The 26609-nt window shown below is 47.6% G+C and carries 26 protein-coding genes and 1 tRNA gene; 6 read left to right on the forward strand and 21 right to left on the reverse strand.

From position 1 onward, the window contains the following. Positions 1-36: 36 nt before the first annotated feature. The 10 genes from ACO0LB_RS16450 to ACO0LB_RS16495 all read right to left on the reverse strand — a co-directional run bounded on the left by ACO0LB_RS16450 (position 37) and on the right by ACO0LB_RS16495 (position 5705). Complete coding sequence (locus tag ACO0LB_RS16450) at positions 37-405, reverse strand: hypothetical protein (protein WP_423051018.1); 369 nt, start codon at positions 403-405, stop codon at positions 37-39. Next, entirely contained in the window at positions 398-880 is a 483-nt protein-coding gene (locus ACO0LB_RS16455) for a hypothetical protein (RefSeq protein ID WP_423051020.1), read from the reverse strand. Before ACO0LB_RS16455 ends, ACO0LB_RS16450 begins: the two co-directional genes overlap by 8 nt. Further along, positions 877-1161 carry a hypothetical protein gene (locus ACO0LB_RS16460; RefSeq protein WP_423051022.1) on the reverse strand — a complete coding sequence of 95 codons (285 nt, stop codon included), beginning with the start codon at positions 1159-1161 and terminating at the stop codon, positions 877-879. Before ACO0LB_RS16460 ends, ACO0LB_RS16455 begins: the two co-directional genes overlap by 4 nt. Beyond that, positions 1158-1832, reverse strand: coding sequence for a hypothetical protein (locus ACO0LB_RS16465; protein ID WP_423051024.1), 675 nt, complete (start codon positions 1830-1832; stop codon positions 1158-1160). The genes ACO0LB_RS16460 and ACO0LB_RS16465 overlap by 4 nt, the downstream gene beginning before the upstream one ends. Next, positions 1829-2038 carry a helix-turn-helix transcriptional regulator gene (locus tag ACO0LB_RS16470; RefSeq protein ID WP_423051026.1) on the reverse strand — a complete coding sequence of 70 codons (210 nt, stop codon included), beginning with the start codon at positions 2036-2038 and terminating at the stop codon, positions 1829-1831. Before ACO0LB_RS16470 ends, ACO0LB_RS16465 begins: the two co-directional genes overlap by 4 nt. 112 nt (positions 2039-2150) lie before the next feature. Continuing rightward, positions 2151-3098: a hypothetical protein gene (locus ACO0LB_RS16475; protein WP_423051028.1), complete on the reverse strand. Its 948-nt coding sequence runs from the start codon at positions 3096-3098 to the stop codon at positions 2151-2153. A gap of 102 nt (positions 3099-3200) precedes the next feature. Beyond that, on the reverse strand, positions 3201-3467 hold the full coding sequence (locus ACO0LB_RS16480; protein WP_423051030.1) for a Txe/YoeB family addiction module toxin: 267 nt from the start codon (positions 3465-3467) through the stop codon (positions 3201-3203). Then, complete coding sequence (locus ACO0LB_RS16485; protein ID WP_423051032.1) at positions 3464-3721, reverse strand: type II toxin-antitoxin system Phd/YefM family antitoxin; 258 nt, start codon at positions 3719-3721, stop codon at positions 3464-3466. The genes ACO0LB_RS16480 and ACO0LB_RS16485 overlap by 4 nt, the downstream gene beginning before the upstream one ends. Before the next feature lie 462 nt (positions 3722-4183). Beyond that, positions 4184-5449 carry a tyrosine-type recombinase/integrase gene (locus ACO0LB_RS16490; RefSeq protein WP_423051034.1) on the reverse strand — a complete coding sequence of 422 codons (1266 nt, stop codon included), beginning with the start codon at positions 5447-5449 and terminating at the stop codon, positions 4184-4186. A gap of 166 nt (positions 5450-5615) precedes the next feature. Beyond that, positions 5616-5705 (reverse strand) — tRNA-Ser (locus ACO0LB_RS16495). A 309-nt stretch (positions 5706-6014) separates the two neighbouring features. Here ACO0LB_RS16495 and ACO0LB_RS16500 point away from each other — a divergent pair. Continuing rightward, positions 6015-7808, forward strand: a complete 1794-nt coding sequence (locus ACO0LB_RS16500) for a GGDEF domain-containing protein (protein ID WP_423051157.1) — start codon at positions 6015-6017, stop codon at positions 7806-7808. 310 nt (positions 7809-8118) lie between these two features. Here ACO0LB_RS16500 and serS read toward each other — a convergent pair whose 3' ends face one another. From serS to ACO0LB_RS16520, 4 genes are all read right to left on the reverse strand, one after another. After that, the gene (gene serS, locus ACO0LB_RS16505; protein ID WP_423051036.1) at positions 8119-9417 is read right to left on the reverse strand and encodes a serine--tRNA ligase; all 1299 of its coding nucleotides are present in this window, start codon (positions 9415-9417) and stop codon (positions 8119-8121) included. Positions 9418-9745: 328 nt separating this feature from the next. Continuing rightward, complete coding sequence (locus ACO0LB_RS16510; RefSeq protein ID WP_423051038.1) at positions 9746-11050, reverse strand: replication-associated recombination protein A; 1305 nt, start codon at positions 11048-11050, stop codon at positions 9746-9748. A 55-nt stretch (positions 11051-11105) separates the two neighbouring features. Next, positions 11106-11780 carry an outer membrane lipoprotein chaperone LolA gene (gene lolA, locus ACO0LB_RS16515; RefSeq protein ID WP_423051040.1) on the reverse strand — a complete coding sequence of 225 codons (675 nt, stop codon included), beginning with the start codon at positions 11778-11780 and terminating at the stop codon, positions 11106-11108. A 53-nt stretch (positions 11781-11833) separates the two neighbouring features. Then, a complete protein-coding gene (locus ACO0LB_RS16520; RefSeq protein ID WP_423051042.1) occupies positions 11834-14167 on the reverse strand; it encodes a DNA translocase FtsK in 2334 nt (777 codons plus the stop codon). Positions 14168-14406: 239 nt separating this feature from the next. Between ACO0LB_RS16520 and trxB the strand changes: the two genes are divergently transcribed. Both trxB and ACO0LB_RS16530 read left to right on the forward strand, forming a co-directional pair. Next, complete coding sequence (gene trxB / locus ACO0LB_RS16525; protein ID WP_423051044.1) at positions 14407-15351, forward strand: thioredoxin-disulfide reductase; 945 nt, start codon at positions 14407-14409, stop codon at positions 15349-15351. A gap of 14 nt (positions 15352-15365) precedes the next feature. Beyond that, on the forward strand, positions 15366-16001 hold the full coding sequence (locus ACO0LB_RS16530; RefSeq protein WP_423051046.1) for a Smr/MutS family protein: 636 nt from the start codon (positions 15366-15368) through the stop codon (positions 15999-16001). Between the two features lie 44 nt (positions 16002-16045). Here the strand turns inward: ACO0LB_RS16530 and ACO0LB_RS16535 are convergent, their stop codons facing one another. After that, positions 16046-16384, reverse strand: a complete 339-nt coding sequence (locus tag ACO0LB_RS16535; RefSeq protein WP_423051159.1) for a P-II family nitrogen regulator — start codon at positions 16382-16384, stop codon at positions 16046-16048. Between the two features lie 26 nt (positions 16385-16410). Continuing rightward, positions 16411-18024 (reverse strand): NAD+ synthase, encoded by a 1614-nt coding sequence (locus tag ACO0LB_RS16540; RefSeq protein WP_423051048.1) that lies wholly within the window; start codon positions 18022-18024, stop codon positions 16411-16413. A 29-nt stretch (positions 18025-18053) separates the two neighbouring features. On the opposite strand from ACO0LB_RS16540, the gene ACO0LB_RS16545 reads away from it, so the two are divergent. Then, positions 18054-19214 (forward strand): GNAT family N-acetyltransferase, encoded by a 1161-nt coding sequence (locus ACO0LB_RS16545; protein WP_423051050.1) that lies wholly within the window; start codon positions 18054-18056, stop codon positions 19212-19214. A 50-nt stretch (positions 19215-19264) separates the two neighbouring features. Then, positions 19265-20302 carry a serine/threonine protein kinase gene (locus ACO0LB_RS16550; RefSeq protein ID WP_423051052.1) on the forward strand — a complete coding sequence of 346 codons (1038 nt, stop codon included), beginning with the start codon at positions 19265-19267 and terminating at the stop codon, positions 20300-20302. Positions 20303-20378: 76 nt separating this feature from the next. On the opposite strand, the gene ppa is transcribed toward ACO0LB_RS16550, so the two are convergent. From ppa to hemC, 5 genes are all read right to left on the reverse strand, one after another. Then, a complete protein-coding gene (ppa, locus tag ACO0LB_RS16555; RefSeq protein ID WP_423051054.1) occupies positions 20379-20915 on the reverse strand; it encodes an inorganic diphosphatase in 537 nt (178 codons plus the stop codon). A 105-nt stretch (positions 20916-21020) separates the two neighbouring features. Next, positions 21021-22217: a heme biosynthesis protein HemY gene (locus tag ACO0LB_RS16560; protein ID WP_423051056.1), complete on the reverse strand. Its 1197-nt coding sequence runs from the start codon at positions 22215-22217 to the stop codon at positions 21021-21023. Positions 22218-22221: 4 nt separating this feature from the next. Next, a complete protein-coding gene (locus tag ACO0LB_RS16565) occupies positions 22222-23370 on the reverse strand; it encodes a uroporphyrinogen-III C-methyltransferase (RefSeq protein ID WP_423051058.1) in 1149 nt (382 codons plus the stop codon). Further along, positions 23367-24146: a uroporphyrinogen-III synthase gene (locus ACO0LB_RS16570; protein ID WP_423051060.1), complete on the reverse strand. Its 780-nt coding sequence runs from the start codon at positions 24144-24146 to the stop codon at positions 23367-23369. Before ACO0LB_RS16570 ends, ACO0LB_RS16565 begins: the two co-directional genes overlap by 4 nt. 9 nt (positions 24147-24155) lie before the next feature. Then, positions 24156-25103, reverse strand: coding sequence for a hydroxymethylbilane synthase (hemC, locus tag ACO0LB_RS16575; protein ID WP_423051062.1), 948 nt, complete (start codon positions 25101-25103; stop codon positions 24156-24158). Positions 25104-25385: 282 nt separating this feature from the next. Here hemC and trpS point away from each other — a divergent pair, with 282 nt between their 5' ends. Further along, the gene (gene trpS, locus ACO0LB_RS16580) at positions 25386-26402 is read left to right on the forward strand and encodes a tryptophan--tRNA ligase (protein ID WP_423051064.1); all 1017 of its coding nucleotides are present in this window, start codon (positions 25386-25388) and stop codon (positions 26400-26402) included. Positions 26403-26609 lie beyond the last annotated feature (207 nt).

The raw sequence follows: 26609 nt of genomic DNA on the forward strand, positions 1-26609 counted from the left end.
GCGACTCTTTAACTGTTTCGGGGTCATGCCTGCCTCTTAGTGCATCGCGGCAGCGTGGCGCTGGCGTGGTGGAGACGGTCGCATCAGGCGTAATTCCTGCTGAATGCGGCCAAGATAACCGGCGCAAAAAGCATCACGGCTGGCCTGTTCATGTTGCTGTAAGACCGTTTCTGCTAATGCCAGCAAAGCACAGGCTTGCCTTACCATTTGCAGATAATGATGCAGACAGGCTGGCAAATGAGCGTGAAGGCTGATTGCATCGTCTTCACAGAAAAACGCCTGTGCAGCCCGTACACCACAATCAACGGCTTGCTGATAACGGGCATCAATCGGTAACTCTGTTACTGGTGAATGTGTCCCCACCAGCGGCGGCAAAGTAGCGGCTTGATAGGCTGGCTTAAACATGGTTGGCCTTCCTGTCTTCTTGCGCTTCTTGCTCTCTCGCTGCCAATATTGCGGCAGTGTTAGCGTGCACTCTATCGACATCGGCAAACACATCTATTTGCCGTGCCGTTGCAAAGATTAAGCGCTCCAAATGTGAGAAAAAACCTACCCAATATCCTTTAGTGGCAGTCGCATCATTAAAGTCAATATCCGTCACGATATGCCCCAGCAAATTCATGCCCACCGTGCCCGGATTATCTTGCAGGTATTGAGCGAAATGGGCGGCGTATTCTGCACCTAAAAAACAGGCCAGCCCGTAATCATTGGTCGGTGTCACAGCCCAATTGTTATGCAGTTTTTTACCCTTCTTCAGGCGAACCACAAAAGGCAAGGCCTCGATGGTGGCCGGTTTAATTTCAGGCTTGTAGTTTCTACGGGCAGCGCGGTTGTGCGCAGCTAATGCGGTGAAGTGTTTAGATGTGCGTGGTGCAGTCATGGCAGGCTCTTTGGTGTGTGGTTACACTGCGCCCGTCGCCAAACGGGTGGGCAGCAAATGACAGGGTTGGCGAACCGGACACCAAAGGAACCGGCATACCCGAAGGTATCCCCGCCACTGCCGCCCTTAGAGAATGCAATGACATACGCACGTAAAAAAGCCGCATTGCGCGGCCTGTGCGCTTTGGTGTGATTCGAGTCGCCAAACTCGTTCCCTTTTTTCTCAGGGACGCGCACAGCATAATGCTTGCGTGACGGGATGGCAAGGGGCTTTTGTTTCATACTATCCCCTCAATAATCACGCCATTGTGAGGTTCGCCATCAGCATGTCGAATGCTGATGATGTTAGTTTTTTCGCTGGCATGGCGGCATTCGTCACTAGGGCGAGAAATGTCATCATCAATTTGATAGGTAAATTGATGACCGCGAAACGAAAACTTGCCCTCTTTATGGCTGGCGCTGGTCGCTTTCTGATACCAGTAAAGAGACGCGGCGCATTCAAGTAATTCATACGGTTTTTGCGCTTTTTCACACCAATCTTCTGTCTGACTGATTGCGCCCAAATGTACCGTTGCAGCCATATAAAAAGGCGGCTGATCTGGTCGTAACTGGTCGCAAAATTCAATTTCAGCATACAGCACATCTTGCGGCGTATCGGATGCTAACCCCACGGTAGCAAGCTGCTTAAATTCGTTAAACGAATCTCTGTTTTCAGTGCGTGACATCTCGTATTTCAATTGCAACACAGGCTTTGCCCCTATCAGAGGCGCATTAAAGACCGTGTTTTGATCTTGGATATCAAGCAGATTTCCTATCTCATCGCCAAAGCTGCCACGTTCGCTCAACACTTCAGCCGTATCAACGCAAGCGTAATATGCTGAGGTAGCATTGCTCGTTTGCTGAGAAGCGGTAACGGCAATGACCTTGTTCATGTTTTCATTGATGGCGCTCATTTTGCAGACCCCTGCGCCAGCTTTTGAATGTACTGTTCAACGTCCGATTCCAGCCATGCAACGGCACGCACACCGAGAGATACAGGCTTTGGAAAATCGCCTGTACGCATGCGGCGGTAGATTTCAGTTTTTGAGAAAGGTACTCGATTGAGTACCGTAGGCAGTCGCAAAAGTCGGCTGGTAGCGCTGGTGCTGTGTGGTGTCATGTAACCTCCCGTTTCTGCCTTGCACGATTGCAAGGCATGGGAGGCACTTTAGATTTATAACTTTATTAGGAATAGATGATTAGCGGCGCTATCCATGTGATTAGCATCGCTATTACGAATTATTTTTTTCCTGCGGAAGTTTTTTCTTTAGCCCAGAATTTAATCGACCCTCATTTTCAGATTTTTTTACAAAGTTCTTTAGCCAAACTCGCCCGGTGCTTGTGTCTTTACACAGACCTTTTTTGATAAGCATTGATACGAAAGTTGCTTGGTTTGAAAATATATTTGGATTATCGTTCCATTCATCAAACAGTATTTTGGCATCGAGTACCCCTTTTAATCTTGGCTTTGAAGCGTTATTACTATTGATTTTACTGGTGCGACTTTTATCTGCTTCAATTCTTTCTTTTAACGGAATTTTAGAAAGTTCACTAAAAAAAATCATAACTTCATTCGAAAAAAACGGATCAACAAATACACGTTGCATCTTTTCAAAGTGCTTCTCATCTACGAATCTCACCAACATATCAGCTAAAGCAAATGCACCAAGTAGTTTGACAGTCTGTTCAGTGATTTCTTCTTTACTATCATCACACCAGTCTGAGAGAACGCCCAAGATTTCAAAATCAGACACACCGAAGCCTCTTAGACTAAATACGATGTCACAATGACCATATAAAAAATCAAGATGATCTCGTACATTTAATAAAAATATTGAATAATCAGGTTTTTCAAATTTATTTGCTATCTCTGTTAAATACTCAACAGAAAAATCATTAATTTTTCCATTACAAATACTACGGATGATTTCAATATCCATGCCTAATCGCTTGGTAATTTCAGTTGGAATCCATCCAAACGTCAATTTTTTTATTTTTTGTATGAGTAAACTTTTTTCATTACCCTCATCTTTAATATTCGGTACGAAACTAATTTCCAAGTTTTTAACAACAATTGATTGCGTAGGCTCATTTCTTATTTGAGTTATCAGGATTGCTTGTTTATTTTGTCGTGCTGATTCCAGTTGAATAACTTGAGATTTGTTTAACTTTTTATTCATAAATTCCCGCTCAATTCGACACGTGGGTTTGCCAGCCAGTGCCCTTAAATGACTTCAAATTTTGACTTTGGCTACATGATGTAGACTTATTTATCATCCCGACTACTCCCCATAGTGATACCGGCAAGCCAGTACCGTTAAAGCCTCATCATCCACCGCATAGATCAACCGGTGACGCTCATCAATACGCCGAGACCAAAAGCCGGACATATCACCTAATAGTGCCTCGGGTTTGCCTATGCCTGTGAACGGGTCACGGCTGGATGCTTCGATCAGGGTGTTAATGCGCTTCAGGGTCTTTTTGTCTTGCCCTTGCCAGTAGAGATAATCTTCCCACCCATGCGGGGTAAAGCAGATTGACCGACTCATTCCGCCGTCACCAATGTGCGCTTTGCTGTCTTACCTGCACGATATTGCTTAATAGATTCCGCCAGTCTTTGCGCATTCGCTGGCGTTGATAGCAGATACAAGGTTTCTGCCATTTGCTGGTAATGATCTAGCGACATCAATACTGCATCACCACCATCGCGCCGGTTAATCACGGTGATGTCAGCATCGTCAATGACGTTATCAATGACGGATTTCAAAGAATTGCGGGCTTCTGAATAGCTGATTACGCGCATGGTGGCCTCTCTATATGTACAAATAACTGTTCAAGTATAGCGCAAACATGCAGTTTGATTAATCGCCGCTGGGCAGTTGCGCAAGAAAATTCCCCCTGCGCGGCATTCCAGAAGGTGCAGGCTGGTTTCAAATCAACACGATTTCATTCAAAACCCATAGCCGGTGCAGCCTTTCACCGCTTTTACCTTGCAAACCCGCATGAAATGGAAGGCTGTTTTTAGCTGGTACACAGTTGGTACACCTTTGGTACACCTTTGGTACACCTATTTATATATATTGTGTTCCATGAAAAGCTAAGGCTGGCGCTGGTTTCCACTGTTTGGTACACCGGTACACCTGTTTTTGCTGAGATAAGGCTTCTATTTTTTGTGGCTTTGATGGTGGGCATAAAAAAGCCGCACACGGCGGCTATATTTCATAAGGGTTTCAAGGCTAAAACGGCTTGCAGGCTGCGCCAGCGTTCAGGCTTGCTTGAATGTCGCGTGAATAACGTTACCGGAAACCTTCACGCCGTCCAAGTAATCCGCCCAGTGCTGCATCATCTTTTTGCGTTCATCCAAGAATTGCGCCCGATCATAAGCGCTGGCGATCTTGTCTTTTTGGGCGTGGGCAAGTTGCCTGTCCACGGTCTCATGCCGGTAGCCCAGTTTTTCCTTGAGTGTGGTCATCGCCAAGGCGCGGAAACCGTGCGTCGTCATTTTGCCTTCATAGCCCATGCGGTTTAAGGCCATACGGATAGCATCGCCGGACATGGGTTTGCTATGGTCGCGCTGGTTCGGGAATAGGTAAGTGCTGCCGCCGGTATAGCCATGCAGTTCTTTTAGCAGTTCCAGCCCTTGGCGAGACAGGCAGACATGATGATCTGTCTGGTCTGGGTTAATGGTCAGCTTGCCGCGCTTCATGCGCTGCCATGGGATTATCCATTCACCAGTGTCTAAATTGATTTCGCTCCATGGTGTGGTGCGGAGTTCGCTACTACGAACAAAAATCAGCAGCATCAAGCGTAGGGCGATGCGGGTCGGCGCGTACAGTCTGGCATCGTTTTTGTTAATGGATTCCAGAAAGGCAGGCAATTCATCTGGCGCAATGGCGGCGAAGTGTCCGGCCTTCACTGGTTTAAGTACGTCTTTCAGGTCGGCGGCGGGGTTGCGGTTCTCAATGCCGTGCTGATTCGCATAGCTGAATACTCGTGCGCATGTCGCCTTCAGGCGGTGCGCGATTTCACCTGCGCCACGATCTTCAATCTTGCGCAAGGCCGCAATCATTTGCTTGTGCGTTACTTCGCTGATAGGAAGTTTGCCTATCTCTGGAAAAATATCTTTCTCTAGCCGGTTGATTGTGTCCTTGGCCGTAGATGCACTCCATGCACCTAAGCGGGTGTTATGCCATTCGCGGGCAATTTTCTCAAAGGTATGGGCGGCAGATTCAGCGGCAAGTTGCTTCTTTTCGTCACGCTCGGCGGCAGGGTCAATGCCTTCCTTCAGCAACTTTGATGCGGCCAGACATTTAGTTCTTGCCTCAGCCAGACTGATCAACGGGTAGTCGCCAAAGCTCAGGCGGTTGTTTTTCTTGGTGACGGGTCGCCGGTAAGCCATGCGCCAGCTCTTTTTACCAGTGGGGGTAATTTCCAGATACAGGCCGTTCCCATCGGCCAGCGTCCATATCTTCTCTTTGGGCTTGCTGTTTTTGACCTGTATATCAGTTAGCGGGGTAGCGAGTTTCGGCATTTTGCATCCATGGCTTTTAGGTGGGTTCATCCATGGATGCAAGCATGGATGCAAAAAAGTGGGATGTCAATGTATCGTCTGGCACGTTCTGAAACGAAAAACCCGCGTACTCACTGGGAGAATCGCGGGTTTTTGGTGTTTCTTGGAACTGCTTGAAACTTAATTCTGGCGGAGAGGGGGGGATTCGAACCCCCGATAGGTTTGACCCTACGCCTGATTTCGAGTCAGGTACATTCAACCACTCTGCCACCTCTCCGGCATATTTAGCTTTTAAACTAAGCCAATAATTATAGCAAAAATTCTCAATCTCGACTAGGAAGGAAATTCCTGTTGAATTTGCTTTGATATACGCTTGTGAGATCAACAAATATTTCCCCCATGACATCATCGTGTCATAAAGGATCACTATATTCAATCAGTTAATTATCTGCTGTAACGCAACATCGCCATGTTGCACATTACCCTTAATATGAAAAATGTATTAGTGAACCGCATCGTGATTGGAGATTCCGTGAACTCCCTCCCTCAGGCAACGATCATTGCCGATAATCTTTTTTCCCTTCCAGTGAAAAACAAAGAGGCGGCTACCTCCCTTCAGTTACAGCGCATCATTGAAAACCGCTTGCTGACAGCGCGTTTCCAACCGATAGTACAAATGCACAATGGCGATATCATCGGCTATGAGGGACTAATACGCGGCCCTTCCGACAGCTCACTCCATTCGCCAGTCAATTTGTTTAAAGCTGCATGGGAAAACAATTTAACCGTGCAAGTAGAGCATCTTTGCCGCAGAGTTGTACTCGAACAATTTGCTGCACAAAAATTGCCAGGCAAATTATTTCTGAACGTCAGCCCTGAATGCCTGCTGCAACGCGATATGCGATATGGCGAAACTCTCGATTACATTCATGAACTGGGAATTGATCCACGTAGTGTCATCATCGAACTGACTGAATACCAGCCAACTCACGACTATGCTCTGCTATGTGAGGCGGTGGTGCATTATCGTGAAATGGGGTTTGAGATTGCGATTGACGATCTTGGAGAAGGATTTTCCAGCTTGCGTCTGTGGTCTGAGTTAAAGCCAGATTACGTCAAAATCGACATGCATTTTATTCAGGGCATAGACAGCGATCCGGTCAAGGCGCAGTTTGTCCGTTCCATACAAAGCATTGCAGAAAAATCCGATACGCGGGTCGTCGCCGAAGGAATAGAAACACAAGCAGAATTATTGGCGGTACGTGACCTTGGCGTGGCATGTGGGCAAGGCTACTATATTGCACGCCCTCACCCCACTCCTGCGAAAGCCTTATCTGCCGAGGTCTCCAAGGTGCTGACACCGATCCCGCATTTAACACCGCAACGTAGCTTTGGCTCGTTGGAAGGTATCGTCACTGTCGAAAAAATCTTAAAAACGCCGCCGACTATTCCATCCAAAATGCTGAACAATCAGGTGGACGAAATTTTCTTGCAACATCCCAAATTACAAATTTTGCCGGTAGTTGATGATGGCGTACCTGTTGGACTCATCAATCGATATCATATGATTGATCGCTTTGCCCGCCCATATCAGCGCGAACTGTATGGCAAAAAGCCCTGCACCATCTTTATGGACCCACACCCCATCATGGTAGAAAAAAATACCAGTATGCAGGATGTCAGTCACATCATTGTAGAGGCAAATCCTGAACACCTGATTAACGGCATCATTATTACGGATCAGGGTAGATACATAGGCTTAGGAACAGGCCCTGATCTGATGCGGGAAATCACACAAATGCAGATCAACGCAGCCCGCTATGCCAATCCGCTGACGCAGTTGCCTGGTAATGTGCCGATCAATGAACACATAGAACAATTATTGTTGAGAAAAGAAGCATTCTGCGCCTGCTATTGTGACCTTGATCATTTCAAACCATTCAATGATGTGTATGGTTACCGCCGCGGCGATGACATCATACAGATGACCAGCGAAATATTAAAAAAACACTGCGATCCACAACTGGATTTTATCGGACATATTGGCGGTGACGATTTCATTATTCTGTTTCGCAGTGACGACTGGGAAGTACGCTGTCAGGGCATCCTACATAGTTTCGCCAGCGCGATATATGACTTTTACAGCAATGAAGATCGGGAGCGTGGAGGCTATCTGAGCGAAGACAGACAAGGGAAAAAAGTATTTTATCCACTCGTCAGTTTGTCATTAGGCGTAGTGAAATCACGATTAAACAAATACTATTCTCACCACCAGATTTCTTTAGCTGCCTCAGAAGCTAAAAAACAAGCCAAGAAAATTCACGGTAACAGCTTGTTTGTTGATCGCCGCGCAGAGCTGGAGACGCGCCTGCAAACATGAGATATACGGATATGATTGAGATCATAGAGGACTTATGCAAAACCGACTCAGAGCGTTAAAGCGTTTTTTCGTAAAGCCTGGCATAAGCTCTGTAAAACTCGTACCACCTTCGTTGCCCTACCCTGCCGGAACAACGTTGCGTAAATCCTGATCTCTGACCTTCAGTAAGCAGCCGCATTATTGTTCTATTTATTGTTCTATTGAATCTGACATCAACTGATAAATCGATCAACAGCCACCATACAAAAAAACCTCACGTCAGGACATAACATGAGGTTTTTTTAATTTTTACGAGCAGAATAACGAGAAGTTATTTGGCGACTGGCTCAAGTTTTTCGATGCCACCCATGTACGCACGCAGCGCTTCCGGAATCACCACGGAGCCATCTGCCTGCTGATAGTTTTCCAGCACCGCGACCAGCGTGCGTCCCACTGCCAGGCCAGAGCCATTCAGCGTATGCACCGCTTCTGGTTTGCCTTGCGCATTGCGGAAACGTGCCTGCATGCGGCGCGCCTGGAAGGCTTCCATGTTCGATACCGATGAAATTTCGCGGTAAGTATTTTGTGCTGGCAACCATACCTCCAGATCGAAAGTTTTGGTCGCGCCAAAGCCCATATCGCCAGTACACAAACTGACGACGCGGTAAGGCAAGCCCAGCTTTTTCAGAATCGCTTCGGCATGACCGACCATTTCATCCAGTGCTTCCATAGATTTTTCCGGATGTACGATCTGCACCATTTCCACTTTGTCGAACTGATGCTGACGTATCATGCCGCGTGTATCGCGACCATAGCTGCCCGCTTCAGAACGGAAGCATGGTGTATGCGCCGTCATCTTGATCGGCAAAGCATCCGCTGGAATGATTTCGTCACGCACAGTGTTGGTCAATGTCACTTCAGATGTCGGGATCAGATACAGCGTTTCACCTTCGCCATCTTGTCCGCCCTTTTTAACGGCAAACAAATCTTCTTCAAATTTCGGCAATTGGCCGGTACCGCGCATGGAATCAGCGTTCACCATGTACGGCGTGTACATTTCTGTGTAGCCGTGTTCAACAGTTTGCGTGTCGAGCATGAATTGCGCCAGCGCACGATGCAGACGCGCCATGCCGCCTTTCATTACAGAGAAACGTGAACCGGTTAATTTGACTGCGGTATCAAAATCCAGCCCCAGTGCGGAGCCGATATCGACGTGATCTTTGACCTCGAAATCAAACACTGGCGGTGTGCCAACTTTGCGGATTTCGACGTTCGCCGATTCATCCTGCCCCACCACCACAGATTCGTGCGGCAGATTAGGAATCGTCTGCAAGAATGCTGTCATGGCGGTCTGCACTTCTGACAGACGGACTTCTGAGGCTTTCAATTCGTCGCCGATGCCGCCGACTTCGGTCATCACTGCGGAAGCATCTTCGCCTTTGCCTTTGAGCATACCGATTTGTTTGGACAGGCTGTTACGCTTGGCTTGCAGTTCTTCAGTGCGGGACTGAATCTGCTTACGTTCACCTTCCAGCGCGTTGAACGCATCGACATCGAGTTTGAATTTACGGGTAGCAAGACGCGCGGCAACAGCGGCGATATCTTTACGCAGGAGTTGAATATCTATCATAGTGATCTGATACGAATAAGTGGAATGAGCTAATCGGCTATTGTAGCAAGGGCGGGCGAATTTCCCTAAACTTATAGCATGCGACCGCGACTGAATTTCAACGCTATCCAGCGCATGTAAATGCAAATAATGGGGAGTATATGAGCAAAATCAGCTTATCTCTATACAAACAAAGGGGGATAGGCTGGAAAAAATAGATACCCCCGGGAGTATATTTCAGGCTTTTTCCTGCTTTTTGAGTGATTTCTGAGCGTTTTTTTTGCCGCGTTTTGACATTAGCAAATGCGCTGAAACCTGATCAAGCGCATCAGCAAATCGACAGACGCCGTTAAACGCCGTCCACCTCATCATCCAGCCGCCGCAAATACGCGAGCTTTTCTGCAATTTTGATTTCCAGTCCGCGCGGCACAGGGTGATACCAGGATTCCCCTTCCAAGCCTTCCGGCAGATAGGTTTCACCAGCGGCATACGCATCCGGTTCATCGTGGGCATAGCGATACAGTTTGCCGTAACCGAGTTGCTTCATTAACTTGGTCGGCGCATTCCGCAAATGTTCAGGCACGACGCGGGATTTATCTTTGGCGACCAGCGCCCTGACGGCGTTATAGGCTTTATAAACCGCATTTGATTTCGCGGCGCAAGCGAGGTAAATCACCGCCTCCGCCAGCGCTAACTCGCCTTCCGGCGAGCCCAGACGTTCATAGGTTTCAGCTGCATCCAGACAGATACGCAAAGCGCGCGGATCAGCCAGACCGATATCTTCCGACGCCATGCGGACAATACGGCGCGCCATGTAGCGTGGATCAGCGCCACCATCGAGCATGCGCACCAGCCAGTAGAGCGCAGCATCAGGATTCGATCCACGCACCGATTTATGCAAGGCAGAAATTTGATCGTAAAACGCGTCACCGCCTTTATCAAACCGCCGCAAAGCGTCGCCCAGACATTCACTGAGCAAGGCTGGATCAACGACAGTTAAATGTTTGGCAGTCGCGGCATGCGCCACAATATCGAGGTTATTCAATAATTTACGACCGTCGCCATCGGCGCTGGACACCAGACTGGCTCTCGCTTCCGGCAACATCTGCAAACCATCAAGCTGACGCTCGCAGGCACGATCCACCATCAGCGCAAGATCGTCATCCGTCAGCGATTTCAGCACATACACAGCAGCCCGCGACAGCAAAGCGCTATTGACTTCGAATGAAGGATTTTCGGTGGTCGCGCCGATGAAGGTGAACAAGCCACTTTCCACATGCGGTAAAAAAGCATCTTGCTGACTTTTGTTGAAACGATGGACTTCATCAACAAACAAGATGGTGCGGCGTTGCGAGGTCGCCTGCAGTATCTGTGCGCGCTCGACCGCTTCGCGTATATCTTTAATCCCTGATAAAACAGCGGACAAGGCGATAAATTCGCAATGAAACGCATCCGCCATCAGGCGCGCCAGCGTGGTCTTACCCACACCCGGCGGGCCCCACAGGATCATCGAATGCGGCTCACCAGACTGAAACGCAACGCGTAGCGGTTTGCCCTCGCCCAGAATATGCTGCTGCCCGATCACATCATCCAGCGTCGCCGGACGCATGCGCTCTGCCAGCGGCGCGAGCTTCTTACGTGGTGCGTTCATCATGCAATCACATCTGCCATCTCATTTGTCATCTCATTTGTCATCTCATTTGCCAACATTATTGGCGGAACACATCCGCCCCGGCCGGGACGACGAATTTAAACTGATCTACTTTCAAAGCCGGATTTTTTTCCATGCTTTTGAGCGTCACCAACGACACCTGACCAAACTGATCGCGCAATTCCAAAGCGTAAGGAACGCCGTCTTTCATGCCGATGCCGATATGATCAAACTGGCTGCCTTTGGCTTTCGCAGTCGCCTCCAGCCATTCCATGCCCTGCTTCGATGGCACATCTTTGAGGACGAAATTTTTATCCAGATCAGCGGCACCAGCGCTGCCAAACAGAATCGCTGCAGGGCTGGAACCCAAAGCATTGCCTAATTCTTTGATCGTGACTTGATTCAGATCTTTATCAAAGATGAAGAGTTTTTCACCATCGGCCTGCAACACTTGCTCGTAAGGTTTTTGGTAAGTCCAGATGAATTTCCCAGGACGGGCGAAAACAAACGCGCCGCTGAAGGTCTTGGAGACTTTAGGGTTGCCATCCACCATCTTGATCTGCTGCTGAACGAATTCACCTTTGGCACTTTTGGTGTTCGAGACAAAGGATTTGAATTGATCAACCGCAGACGCCATGGCGATTGCGGGTAACAGCGTGGTGGCAACAACACATGCCAGCAGACCGCGTAATGCTTTACTTTGCTTCTTCACTGATTTTCCTTGATTACTCATCTGTACTACTTATCACAACGTCAGCCTGATCCGCCTGTCGCGGCTATCCATGGCTACTCAGCATTTCCGATCGGGACCAGAATTTCACGGTTACCGTTCGACTGCATCGTTGATACGACCCCGCTTTGTTCCATTTGTTCCAGCAAGCGGGCAGCGCGATTGTAACCAATACGCAAATGCCGCTGCACCAGCGAAATCGAAGCGCGGCGGTTTTTCAATACGATCGCTACAGCCTGATCGTACAAGGCATCGGCCTCGCCACCACCGGCAACCTCGCCCGCAGCGCCGCTCTCACCACCCTCTTCCAAGGTGCCGCCTTCGAGTATGCCTTCGATATAATTGGGCTCGCCCTGGGCTTTTAAATGCTCGACCACACGATGCACTTCTTCATCCGACACAAACGCGCCGTGTACCCGCACCGGCAAACCGGTGCCGGGCGGCATGTACAACATATCGCCCATACCGAGCAAGGTTTCTGCACCCATTTGATCGAGAATCGTGCGCGAGTCGATTTTACTGCTGACCTGAAACGCGATACGGGTAGGAATATTCGCCTTGATCAGGCCGGTAATCACGTCCACCGATGGTCGCTGCGTTGCCAGAATCAAATGTATGCCGGCAGCACGCGCTTTTTGCGCAATACGGGCGATCAGCTCTTCCACCTTTTTACCCACCACCATCATCAGATCGGCCAACTCATCAATGATGATGACGATGGTTGGCAATTTATCGAGCGGTTCCGGCGCATCCGGCGTGAGGCTGAATGGATTCGGAATATGCTGTTCTTTCTTTGCCGCTTCTGCGATTTTGACGTTGTAACCGGCCAGATTACGCACGCCCAGTTTGGACATCAGCTTATAGCGGCGTTCCATTTCGGCCACTGCCCAGTTCAGGGCATGTCCAGCCTGACGCATATCCGTCACCACCGGTGCCAGCAAATGCGGAATGCCTTCATAGACTGACATTTCCAGCATCTTAGGATCGATCAGTATCATGCGCACGTCGTTCGGATCTGACTTGTACAGCAGTGACAATATCGTCGCATTAATACCAACAGACTTACCTGAACCAGTCGTACCAGCTACCAGCAAATGCGGCATCTTCGCCAGATCGGCACAAATCGGATTGCCTGCAATATCTTTACCTAAAGCGACCGTCAGGCTGGAGGAGCTATCGTTATAGACTTTGGATCCCAGAATTTCCGTCAGCCGGACAATCTGGCGCTTGGGGTTAGGCAATTCCAGTCCCATGTAATTTTTACCTGGGATTGTTTCCACGACGCGGATTGATGTCAGTGACAAAGAACGCGCCAGATCGCGCGCCAGATTGACGATCTGACTTCCCTTGACCCCGGTTGCCGGTTCAATCTCATAGCGGGTAATCACAGGGCCAGGGTACGCAGCCACTACTTTGGCATCAACGCCAAAATCAGATAATTTCTTTTCTATCAAACGACTGGTAAATTCCAACGTCTGTATGCTGACAGTTTCCTGCACTGGTGGTGCGTCATCCAGCAAAGAAATCGGCGGCAGGTTCGTGTCAGGCAATTCATTGAACAGAGATACCTGTTTTTCTTTTTCGACCCGCTCGGAACGTTGCACTGCAACGACTTGCGGCTCAATGCGCACAGGAGGAGCCTCGACGATTTTTGCGCGCTCCTGTACGACGGCCTCTTCGCGCTTGACAGCGGCAGTCTGACCAACACGCCGGTCTTCCGCGTCTTCATGCTTATTCTGAATAAATACAAATACAAACTCAATCGCACCGCCAATACGCTCAGCAATCGTCAACCAGGACACATGAAAATAAAGACTGATGCCAAGTGCAATCATCATCAGCAACAACAGTGTCGCTCCTGTAAAACCAATAGCAGAAAATGTTGCTTTACCGATCAACTCACCTAACACTCCACCCGGTGCAAGCGGTAAAGCAACTTTGAGCGTATGCATGCGTAAATACTCAATGCCCATGCTACCGGCCAATAAAAGCGCAAAACCGAACATTTGTATGATTTTTTCAGACTGATGCTCTTCTTCCGCTTCTGCCTGCAAGTCAAAGCGGCTGGCCAGTTTTTGGTAAGCCTTCCAGACTTGGCGCAATGAGGCGATGCACCACCACCAGGTTGAAAACCCAAAAATATACAGCAGCACGTCGGCCAGCCAGGCTCCCAGGCGTCCGCCCATATTATGAAATTTAGGCACCACACTCGATTGGGACCAGCCGGGATCTGCCTTGGAATAACTGATCAATATCAGCATCAGGCATACACTCAGTGCTGCAAATAATATCCAGCGCGCTTCCATCAGCAGCACAACGAATTTATTCGGCAACGGTGGCGGGGGCATTGCCTTGTTGGTACGTGTGTAGGCTTCGTTACTTGTAGTCATAGACAAAGGGAGACATCATTCATACGGCCATCAAAGGCTGACAAGATAGCATGTAAGGCGGTTACCGCAAACCCTGTCCACTGACGCAGCGGCTACGGATAGACTATAATTTGCAATTAATCTCCCAGGCAGGCGTAAAAACACCTGAAGGCTTGTTTTTTGTAAATAAACCGCCACCTGCCAGCAACAACGAAGATATATCTTCACACATTGATCAACTTTTTTCTGTAGGCCTGCTCATGTCCACACCTAAACACGCTCAAGTACTGATTCTCGGCTCCGGTCCTGCTGGCTATTCTGCAGCGGTATATGCTGCCCGTGCGAATTTAAATCCAGTTCTGATTACTGGCGTGGAACAAGGCGGCCAGTTGATGACGACCACGGACGTAGAAAACTGGCCTGCTGATCCGATGGGCGTACAAGGTCCAGAATTGATGCAACGTTTTTTACAGCATGCAGAGCGTTTCAATACAGAAATTATTTTTGATTACATTCATACTGCAAAGCTTGAAGAAAAGCCCATCCGGCTGATTGGTGATCAGGCGGAATACACCTGCGACTCGCTGATCATCGCAACAGGCGCGTCGGCACAATATCTGGGGCTGCCATCCGAACAGGCATTTATGGGTAAAGGCGTTTCTGCCTGCGCTACCTGCGACGGCTTCTTTTATCGAGGCAAAGAAGTTGCTGTTGTCGGCGGTGGCAACACTGCAGTGGAAGAAGCGCTGTATCTGTCCAATATCGCCAGCAAAGTGACTGTCATTCACCGTCGGGACAAGTTCCGTGCCGAGGCGATTCTGATTGACCGTCTGATGGCCAAAGTGGCAGAAGGAAAAATCGAGGTCAAATGGAATCACACTCTCGATGAGGTGACTGGTGATGATTCAGGTGTCACAGGCATCAATATCAAAGCGGCGGACGGCAGTATCAGTGCCATCCCATTACACGGTGTATTTATCGCCATCGGTCATAAGCCAAACACCAGCATATTCGAGGGCCAGCTTGACATGCACAATGGCTATATCAAAACCCGTACTGGCAATGAAGGCATGGCAACCGCTACCAGCATCGCTGGCGTGTTTGCAGCAGGCGACGTGCAAGATCATATTTACCGTCAGGCGATTACCAGCGCAGGAACAGGTTGCATGGCAGCGCTTGATGCGCAACGTTTCCTGGAAGAATAAGCTGGCTTGCCATCATGTCTTCTTTGAAAAATTTTGCTGACCTTAAATCGTTAAGTCAGCAACTGAAAGAACAACAGGAAGCCAGGCAGCGGGCGGACGCTTTACGCGCTGAACAGGAAAAAAAAGCAAAAGCCGAAGCTAATATTTTTCGATCCAGTATTGGCGGCGTAGAACCCATTAAGGCATCGGCAAAGCATCTGTCGATGCCACAACGCCCCGCGCCACTGCCGTTTCAGCATATTGCGGATGAACAAGCCGCTTTGCAAGAATCGCTCTCGGACGAATTTGATGCAGACTCCTTGCTGGAAACTGACGAAAACCTCAGTTACACGCGGCCAGGTGTAGGTTCAGATGTAGTCCGCAAGTTACGTAAAGGTCATTGGGTAATACAGGCACAACTTGACCTTCACGGATTAAGACGTGATCAGGCAAGAGATTCTCTGGGGGAATTTTTACGTAAATGTGGGAGAAACGGCACTCGCTGCGTACGCATCATTCACGGCAAAGGTCTGGGCTCTGTCAATAAAGAGCCTGTGCTGAAGCACAAAGTCAGAAACTGGCTGATTCAAAAAGATGAAGTACTGGCTTTTAGCCAGGCCACTGCTGCAGATGGTGGCTCTGGCGCATTGATTGTGTTGCTGAAATCCTGACCTCAGCAACATCAAGGTCATTCCCTATTTAGCTCAACTGCAAATTAAACTGCATCCGAACCAGTCTCACCAGTACGGATGCGGATAACCTGCTCTACATTCTGAACGAAAATCTTACCATCGCCAATCTTGCCGGTATGCGCTGCCTTAATAATGGCGTCCACTACGTTGTCGCAGATTTTGTCATCGACAACGACTTCCACTTTGATTTTTGGTAAAAAATCAACCACATATTCTGCGCCACGATACAGCTCAGTATGACCTTTCTGGCGACCAAATCCCTTCACCTCGACTACGGTCAAGCCCGTTACACCCACATCTGCAAGGGCTTCACGTACTTCATCTAGTTTGAATGGTTTAATAATTGCTGTAACTTGTTTCATCATTTCTCCTTCGTTGTTTCCTACATTTAATCTCTGAATTTTGAAGTAATCGGATAACGCCAGTCACGCCCGAACGCACGATGCGTAATGCGTATTCCTACCGGCGCCTGACGACGCTTGTATTCGTTAATTTTAATCAGTCGCGTAATACGCTCTACGTCCTCTTCCCTATACCCCTCAGCAACAATCTCGGCACGCGCTTTGTTTTCTTCCATATACAAACGCATAATGCCATCCAGAATCTCGTAGGGAGGCAAAGAATCCTGATCCGTCTGATCTGGACGCAGCTCCGCTGACGGAGCGCGGGTAAGAATGCGTTCAGGAATGATATCTGACAAGCTGTTTCTATATTCGCACAAACGATAAACCAATGTCTTGGCAATGTCTTTGATAACAGCAAAGCCTCCAGCCATATCACCATACAAAGTGCAATACCCTACGGCCATTTCACTCTTATTACCCGTTGTCAACACGATCGAACCATGTTTATTCGACATCGCCATAAGAAGTGTGCCACGAATTCGCGCCTGTATGTTTTCTTCAGTGGTATCTTCTTTTAATCCTTGAAACTCCTGACTCAAGCTTGCTTTAAACGCATCGAAACAAGCTGCAATCGATATTTCATCGTAACGAACCCCAATCCGCTGAACCATATCCCTGGAGTCTGTCAGCGAAATATCTGCCGTATAAGGAGACGGCATCATCACCGCACGCACTTTCTCCGCCCCTAGTGCGTCAACAGCAATCGCCAGTGTCAATGCCGAATCGACGCCACCGGACAAACCAATCAGCACACCGGGAAAACCATTTTTAGTCACGTAGTCATGTACGCCCAGTACCAGTGCCTGATAGATCTGCGCCTCGGCAGATAACCCAGTTTCTATACGTGCAGGTAATGGCTGAGCACCATCAAACTCAATCACCAGCAAATCAGGCTGACAATGATGCAACTGTGCACAAACTTGCCCTTGCTGATCCATGACAAAGGAATTTCCATCAAAAATCAGTTCATCTTGCCCACCTACAAGATTGGCATAGGCAAGCGATAACCCTTGTGATGTAACGTTCGCGCGCATCACATCAAAACGCTGACTCTGTTTATCCATATGAAATGGAGAGCCATTAGGAACCAATAGCACTTGCGCACCAGCCTGCTTCGCGAGTCTTGGAGCCTCTGCAAACCAGGTATCCTCACAAATATTCACACCAAAACGAATACCTTTGACGTCAAATACCAGCGGTTGCTCTGATGAGGAGAAATACCGCTTCTCATCAAATACCATATTATTAGGTAACTCCCGTTTGAAATACGTCCCAAACAATATGCCATTACGCAATACGGCTACTGCATTAAAGTATCGCCCATCTTGCTCAGCCGGATAACCCACCAGTACTGTGATTTCTGGAAATAAGGTAATCTGTTTGCAAAGCTGCTCCAAGGTTTCTCGTGTGCGGGCATAGAATGCTGGACGAAGTAGCAAATCCTCGGGAGGATAGCCAACCAGAGATAACTCTGGCGTCACTACAATATCAGTCCCCTGACCGGCTGCACGCTGAACGCAGTCCAATATCTTTGAGGCGTTACCGGCGAGATCACCGACAACGCTATTTATCTGAGCGATGGCAACTTTAATTGTCATAATGGTTAAATCTGAATCAAATCAAAAAAATGAATTCTGCTTCTCTGGACTCACATTATCGCATGCGCATCACAAGTTCTCTGTCTGACATTGGCAAGAATCAATGGGATGCCTTACTTAGTACCCAGACAAAACCCAATCCATTTTTATCTTATACGTTTTTAGATGCATTGCATGAATCCGGTTCGGCATCGGAAGCGACTGGATGGACGCCATGTTTTCTGAGTATATGGGAAGCCGACGAGCTGATTGCCGCCATGCCTCTCTATGAAAAAGCCCATTCCTATGGCGAATACGTCTTTGACTGGGCATGGGCTGAAGCCTATCATCGCCACGGACTGCCTTACTATCCGAAATTATTATCAGCCATTCCATTTTCTCCTGTCACTGGCAATCGTCTATTGGCAAAAAATGCTCATGCCAGACATTTGCTTGTTCAATTGCTCAACAAAATACAAGAGACTAATCGATTTTCATCATCCCATATTTTGTTTCCAACCGAAGACGAAGCCACTGTCTTACAAGAAAATGGGTATATGTTGCGTAAAGGAGTTCAATTTCACTGGATAAATCAGGGATATCAGGATTTTGATGATTTTCTGGCCAGTCTGGATCAGAAAAAAAGGAAAAATATCCGCGCTGAACGCCGCAAAGTAGCCGAAGCAGGCATTCGATTTCAGCATGTCAAAGGCGAAGAAGCAAGCGCAGAAGACTGGGCGTACTTTAAACGCTGTTATGACACGACTTATCGCGAGCATCATTCATCCCCTTATCTGAACCTGTCGTTTTTCCTGCAAATAGGTAAGCAAATGCCTGAGCATATTCATCTGATTTTTGCAGAACATGAAGGCATCAGAATTGCTGCGTCGTTATTGATTTATGATGAAAAAACGGTCTATGGCAGATACTGGGGATGCACTGAAAATTATCCGTGTCTGCATTTCGAAACGGCCTACTATCAGTCGATTGAATTCTGCATCAATCAAGACATTCAAATCTTTGAAGGTGGCGCACAAGGTGAGCATAAAATGGCCAGAGGATTCCTGCCACAACAAACCTGGTCCGCACATTACATACATGAAACAGGGTTTGCAGATGCGGTATCGCGTTTTTTGGAAAGAGAGTCCGTAGGTGTCGAGCAATACATAGATGAATTACTAGAACGAAATCCCTACAAATCTTCCATGTAGACTTATATAAGTAACTTGAATTTTTCGGTCGTTCAAGGCATTCTGCTGCTATGCAAAACAATTCTGCCCCACCCTCCACACCAACAGACAATGCGCTGCCCGTCAAACGCGTCGGACGCTTTTATCTTAGTGAAAAAATAGGTACAGGTTCTAATGGATCAGTATATCTGGGACATGATCCGGTTATCGACAGAAGTGTTGCAATCAAAATTTTATCTCCAAGCATGACCGCAGTAGACAAGCGGCAAAGAGAGCAACAATTTATTAATGAAGCACGCGCTGCGGGGCGCTTGTCTCATCCGAATATCATTACCATTTTTGATGCCTCCAGTGAAGGTGGCACCACCTTCATTGCAATGGAATTTCTACAGGGAAACGATTTACGGGTTTTATTGTCCGAAGGGAAGAACTTTGACATTATAGAAACTGCGAATATCGTACAGAAAATTTCTGATGCACTCGCCTATGCTCATGAACATGGTGTGATTCATCGCGACATCAAACCGGGCAATATCTTCATCTTGCCCAATCAACAGCCTAAAGTTGTAGATTTCGGGATTGCCAGAGCCCCGAATCGACTGCCTGACCCCATGTCAGATCAAGGCGTGACTCTGTTCAATAACAACATCATGGGAACGCCAAATTACATGTCGCCCGAGCAAGCGACAGGACAGCCCGTTACGGCATTGACCGACGTCTATTCTTTGGGTGCGGTGATGTACGAAATGCTCACGAAACAAAAACCATTTCAGGCTCAAGACATCAATAAGTTATTACATCTGATCGCAACAAAAAATCCCAAACCAATCCCTGACATTAACCCTAACATCCCGGTCTCGCTCACTAAGATTGTGATGAAAGCGATGCAAAAAAATCCTGCTGATCGCTATCAAAGTGCAGCAGAAATGTCAGCAGACATGACTAAATTTTTGGAGCGAGATAAAAAGCTCAAGCGAAAACGTGGACGATCAAATAATTCGCATGGAGCAAGCGAAATGCAAACATCTCTGGAAGAACCAACTTCCTGGATAAGTTGGGCTGCAGTTATCATTGCAACAGTTGCAATATTAGTGTATCTCATACGCTAAACAGGGCTTAGCTGCGTTGTGACTCAAAGACATAAAAAAATGCCATCCGCGGATGGCATTTTTTAAAATATCAATTTTACTTTTCTGCTTTCTGGAAATTCGCTACACCTTCAAGAATTTCAGCTTTTGCATCTTCAGGGCCACCCCAACCTTCTACTTTGACCCATTTGCCTTTTTCAAGGTCTTTGTAATGTTCAAAGAAATGCTGGATTTGTCTTAAACGCAATTCATTCAAATCTTCTGGCTTTTGCCAGTGAGTATAAATTGGCAATACTTTATCGATAGGCACAGCCAATACTTTAGCATCCTGACCACCTTCATCGCTCATTTTCAATACGCCGATAGGGCGGCAACGAACAACAACACCGGGAATGAGAGGGAATGGTGTTATCACCAGCACATCAACAGGGTCTCCGTCACCAGCAATCGTTTGAGGAACGTATCCATAGTTGCAAGGATAGTGCATTGCTGTACCCATGAAACGATCAACAAAAATGGCACCAGTCTCTTTATCTACTTCATATTTGATTGGATCGGCATTCATTGGAATTTCGATCACGACGTTGAAGTCATTTGGCAGATCGCGACCTGCAGGAACACTATTCAAGCTCATGTTGCTCTTTCTCAGTAAGTATCGGGAAGAATGTAATTGAATTCGGCAAAATTATATCTGCTTTCAGCTATCAATTGCGCATTGCAGCACCAGTCTGAATAACTATTACAACATAGTTGCTATGGCGCACTGGCGATAATGACTTGCCGCTTCTTCTTCCTGCCCTAAAGCTTCATGCAATTGCGCTAATTTAAGATTTGCCTCCCTGACGGTACGTGGATCAATCGCATCAGATAAGGCTTGCTCCATGTGCCGCTCGGCTTTACCCCATAATTTCTGCCTGAAGCACAATGTTCCCAACGTCAAAGCTAATTCAGGGTCTGTTGGGTGAGACTCAGACCATTTCTCGCAATATTCAATTTGCGATAATAAAGCTGCCGAACCCTCTGATGCTGCCGCTTCCCGGTATGCACGCATCAGGCGTTCATCCCATTCTTCCGAAATCGATTTTTCAACGATCGTTCTTGCATCGTCAAACAATCCGCGGGAGTTAAATGCATCCGCCGCAGTAGAGGCAACAAAAGGAATTTTTCTGTCTGCTGCAGGAATTTCATACCATACACGGCGCAGGGATTCCGCATCGTGTCCGTGGTCTTTCAACAAATCTTCGTAAGCAAGTTCACGTAGTCGATTAGACAATGCAGGATGCAAAGCCTTGTGTTTATCCAGCGTACGAACCAGCTTGAGCACCTCTTGCCATTTTTGCGCCTGCTGATTTGCTTTCAAAGCCCAACGTAATACCTGAATATGTCGAATGCCGCTGGAATTCAATTCACGTACAGCATCCAATGCCTGATCGGATTTATGTTGATCAACTAACAACTCTGTCATACTGACGAGCCGTGCCACTTTATGCGTAGTATCATGCTCTACGGCAGACAGCCAAGAATCACGACGCTCAAACTGTCCCATATAATGTGCTGCTCGCGCACCGATCAAGGAAGCAATGCCGGTGTTTTCAGGTAAATCAGCAGCACGGACAGCCGCTTTCTCTGCGTGTCCAAAGCGACCTTCAAATAATGCTTTGAGCGCTTCTCTGAGTGACTTATTACCATCTCTTTCACGCTTATTCTGTCGGTATGCTGCAACTTTTCGGGGCATTTTCTTCGCCGTAAGAACTGCAGTAATGATCGTGTACACAATCACAAACAACACCAACAGCAAGAACAGGAAAAAATTGAGGGACAGATCAATCCGGTAAGGTGGATAAAACAGCACCACATTACCAGGATTAAATCTCGCGCCAATAGCAAGCCCAACCGCCAGCGCAAACAAAATTAAAAGCCGGATAAAAATTCGCATACGTTCAAGGCTTCACTTTGTAGTTACGCACAGCATTCAAACTATCAACCAAGGTGGGCATTTCTATTGACAGATTGCTTCCTTGCACCTGTCTCAATAAAGCCTGAGCAGCCTGAGTCTGCTTGGCACGTGTATCAAAATATTTGGCGATAGCGTCTTGTGCAGCGATCATATCACTACGGAAAATGCCTTCATTTCTAGCCAACAAAGCTAAGCGCGCATTTAACAGACGCAATTTCAGGTTCTCACGGGCGAAATAAGACTGAGACGGCGTTAACAACAAAACATCCGGTGTTTCTACATTCCGTACACGAATCAATTGCTTAATTTCATTCCACATTTCACTGGAAAAACTTTGCCACCCATCCTGCAAACGCATAGTCCAGGTGATATCTTCAGGCTCATCATTCGTTTTTTTACTATTTTTCGAATTGATAGATGATTTAGGTAAAACCCGCAGAGGTGCTTTAGGCGCTGTTGCCGACACAACTGAACGCTCGTCTGCCCACAGAGGAATGTGATCAACCTGGGCAATCACACTATCAATACGCAAAGCAATGCCCGGCAAATCTAATGCGGGCAATGATTTCAAGCGCTCCATATCTCTGGCAATCGCACGACGTATGGTGATGAATTGGGGTTTATCCGACTTGGCTAAACGACTATCGGCATTTTGTAAGGCGATCAGAGCACCTTGAACATTGCCAGCCAACTGCAACTGCTGACTAGCGGTAGACAATACCTGCTCAATTTCTGCCAATGCCCAATCATCACGATTTTTAGACAAATCCTGATACAACTGCTCCAGCGCAAGCTGCTGACTTTGCGCCTCACTTTGCTTACCTTCCAGCAAAATGACTTTAGTCTGAATTTCTTTTGTCGTGTCCTGCACATTACGGGCAAGTACCTTCGTCTCGCTGCTGGACGTGTCCGCACTTAATAAGCGCCTTGCCACTTCTTCGCGCAAATTAGTAATCTGGTTTTGCGAAGTCCACCAGTTGGCAGCAAGCAATACTGCCAACACGCCGGACATCATATACGCAGGCTGAACCCAGCTCACATCTCTCGTCGCAACAGGCGCGACTGTTGATGCTGTTTGTTCGCTTGCTGGAGCCGTCGGTGCGGCACCTGAATTTGGTTGCTGTTCGCTCATAAATAAGATTGTAGCGCGACAAGCAGGTGTTCGTCGCCTGACGCTGTGAGTGTGATCGATTGGAATCCTAAATTTTTTGCAGTTTCAGCAATACGGATATGGGGAATAATCAAATGCTGATGTTGCATTTTTGCCACTCCCAAATCGCCGGATATTGTATTTACCCATAAAACCAGATTTTTTAATGCTTCTGAACTCGTAATTATCCAGTAGGCAGACTGCTCAGATAAAACACTGAGCTGACGTTGTTTTATAACATCAAATAGTGGTGCAGCTCGTTTGTAGGCAGCGATAATTTCGACCTGCACGCCTTTGTCTCGCAAACGATCTGCCAGTAACTCACGACCACTATCACCACGCACGATCAATACTTTACGGCCTTTTAGCCTGGCGAAATCTAATTCTTCTAACAAAGTCTCAGAATCCGTTTTCAGCAAATTACTGGGACTGATAATGATTGCGTTCTGATCCGTTATCCCGTGCCTGCGTAATGCTTGCTTACTCCCCTCGCCCATCACCGCAATCGCGAGCTGCTCCGGCCAGCGATCTATATGAGCAAAAAATGCATCGATCGCGTTTGGACTGATAAATGCAAGCATATCGAATTCATTCAGGCGTCTCACAACATCCGTTAAGGGTGCCTGATCCTGCAATGATTGAATTTCTAACAACGGAAATTGTTCAACTTCAAAACCCATTGCCTGGGCACGCTGAACAAATTCAGCTGCTTGCTGTACAGGTCTGGTGACAACAACTTTGGGGCGTAATGTCTGCATCAATCGAGGTTATTCGCTCAATTGTTGCTGGCAAACCGCAAGGATGCCCTCTGCATCCTGCGCCGCTAATTGCGCGGAAACTGCCTCCCCCAATTGCTGCGGATGTGCAGCATTCCCGCTAACTTCAGCTTTGGCCACCCTGATGCCGTCCGGCGTTGCAACCATCGCACGCAAATGCATTACTCCTTCAGTGACAGTCGCAAATGCTGCTAACGGAATTTGGCAACTTCCGCCAAAAGTTTTAGACACGGTGCGCTCGGCAATGACAGCCTGGGAGGTTTCCAGATGATTCAATGGTGCCAGCCATGTGCACAGATCCGCCCGACCTTCAGGTATCTCAATGGCCATTGCCCCCTGCCCTGCCGCGGGAAGGCTTTGCTCTGGCTCGAGAAAAGCACGAATGCGCTCTGGTAAGGCAAGTCGTTTTAAGCCAGCCGCTGCCAAAATGATTGCTGCATATTCACCCTGATCAAGCTTTCGTAAGCGCGTGTCAAGATTGCCACGCAAGGGTTTAATCACGAGGTGAGGATACCGTGCAGATATCAGAGCTTGTCGACGCAAGCTGCTGGTGCCAACAATAGCCCCCTCAGGCAAATTATCAAGACCATCAAAATCATTCGACACAAAAGCATCTCTGGGATCTTCCCGCTCCAGAATCGCTGCCAATGTAAAACCTTCAGGCAATTCCATCGGCACATCTTTGAGCGAATGTACCGCAAGGTCAGCCCGACCTTCTTCCATGGCGATTTCTAACTCTTTGACAAACAATCCTTTCCCGCCGACTTTAGATAAGGCTCTGTCCAATATCTGGTCACCACGGGTTGTCATTCCCAAAATTTCTATCTGACAATCAGGATAAAGACTGGCCAGGCGATCACGCACATGCTCCGCCTGCCACATTGCAAGTCGACTTTCTCTGGAGGCGATGATCAATTTGGTTGGGGAAGCAGCAGCCAAGATGTTTACTTTCAAAAGATTGATATGGAATTGCAAATAAGTTGCCGAATTTTATCATTGCGGTGGCATATATTCGACTCCGATAAAAGGAAACGCGAATGATTGTTTGCCGCGAAACAAGCAAATTTCATCATAACGCCCAAACTTGACACGGAAACTGCTATAACGGCATCATATTGAGAAATTCTTTACGCCAGAATGCCGCCACGAATGAGCGGCATTTTTTATGCATGCACTCTACAACGTGCAGACGCGCATCAACTCGCAACATATGGGTCACCTATGCACGCCACTGAAACAAAAAATCATCTTATCCTGACAGGCGATCGCCCTACAGGGCCTTTGCATCTTGGCCACTTTGTCGGCAGCCTCAGAAATCGAGTCAAATATCAGCATCAGTATGAGCAATATATTATGCTCGCTGATGCTCAGGCATTGACAGACAATATGGATAACCCAGCCAAAGTGCACGACAACGTCATGGAGGTTGCGCTGGATTATCTGGCGGTTGGCATAGATCCATCAAAGTCCACTATTTTTATTCAGTCGCAAATTCCTGAACTTACCGAACTGACGTTTTATTATCTGAATTTGGTGTCTGTTGCTCGACTGGAACGTAATCCGACCATCAAACAAGAAATCATTTTGCGCAATTTTGAGCGTGATATTCCTGCTGGCTTTTTGACATATCCGGTTAGCCAGGCAGCCGACATCACTGCATTTAAAGCCAGCCTGGTTCCAGTAGGTGAAGATCAAATCCCGATGATCGAGCAGACGAATGAAATTGTCCGGCGCTTTAATCGCCTCGCCAACAAAGATATTTTGGTTGAGTGCCAGGCCTTGGTACCAGAAATCGGCCGCTTGCCAGGAATTGATGGAAAAGCAAAGATGAGTAAATCACTGGGCAACACCATTAATCTGGGTGCAACTCCTGCAGAAATCAAAGCAGCAGTCCGTAATGTCTACACAGATCCATTACATCTGCGCGTGAGCGATCCCGGCCACCTGGAAGGGAACGTGGCATTTATTTACCTGGATGCGTTTGACGAAGACAAAGTGGCACTACAAGAAATGAAAGACCATTATGTACGCGGCGGGCTGGGTGATAGCATTGTCAAGAATCGTCTGGAAGGTATTCTTCAGGATATGCTCGCACCGATACGTGAACGTCGAGAAGAGTTTGCGAAAGACCGTGGTCAGGTATTACAAATGCTAAAAGAAGGCACGAGAAAAGCACGTGAAATAGCAGCAAAAACAACTGATGAAGTCAAAGCAGCGATTGGTCTGAAGCATTTTTAACGATCTGATAATCGAGAATCCAGTCGACAATCCAGAAGTAGTGTCCCTGAAAAACCTGCGACGAGTATTTTTTAGTCGGCAATAGTCAAGAAATTCCGCAGCGTGAAGTGCCGCAATGCATTTCACGCTTTTTTATTGATGACACTCACAAAAATTCATCCAATATCTTTTTTACTACGCATCTGATCCCGGATGATGCATTGCGGC

Source organism: Undibacterium sp. SXout7W, assembly GCF_049339385.1.
In the GTDB taxonomy this organism is placed as follows: domain Bacteria; phylum Pseudomonadota; class Gammaproteobacteria; order Burkholderiales; family Burkholderiaceae_D; genus Undibacterium.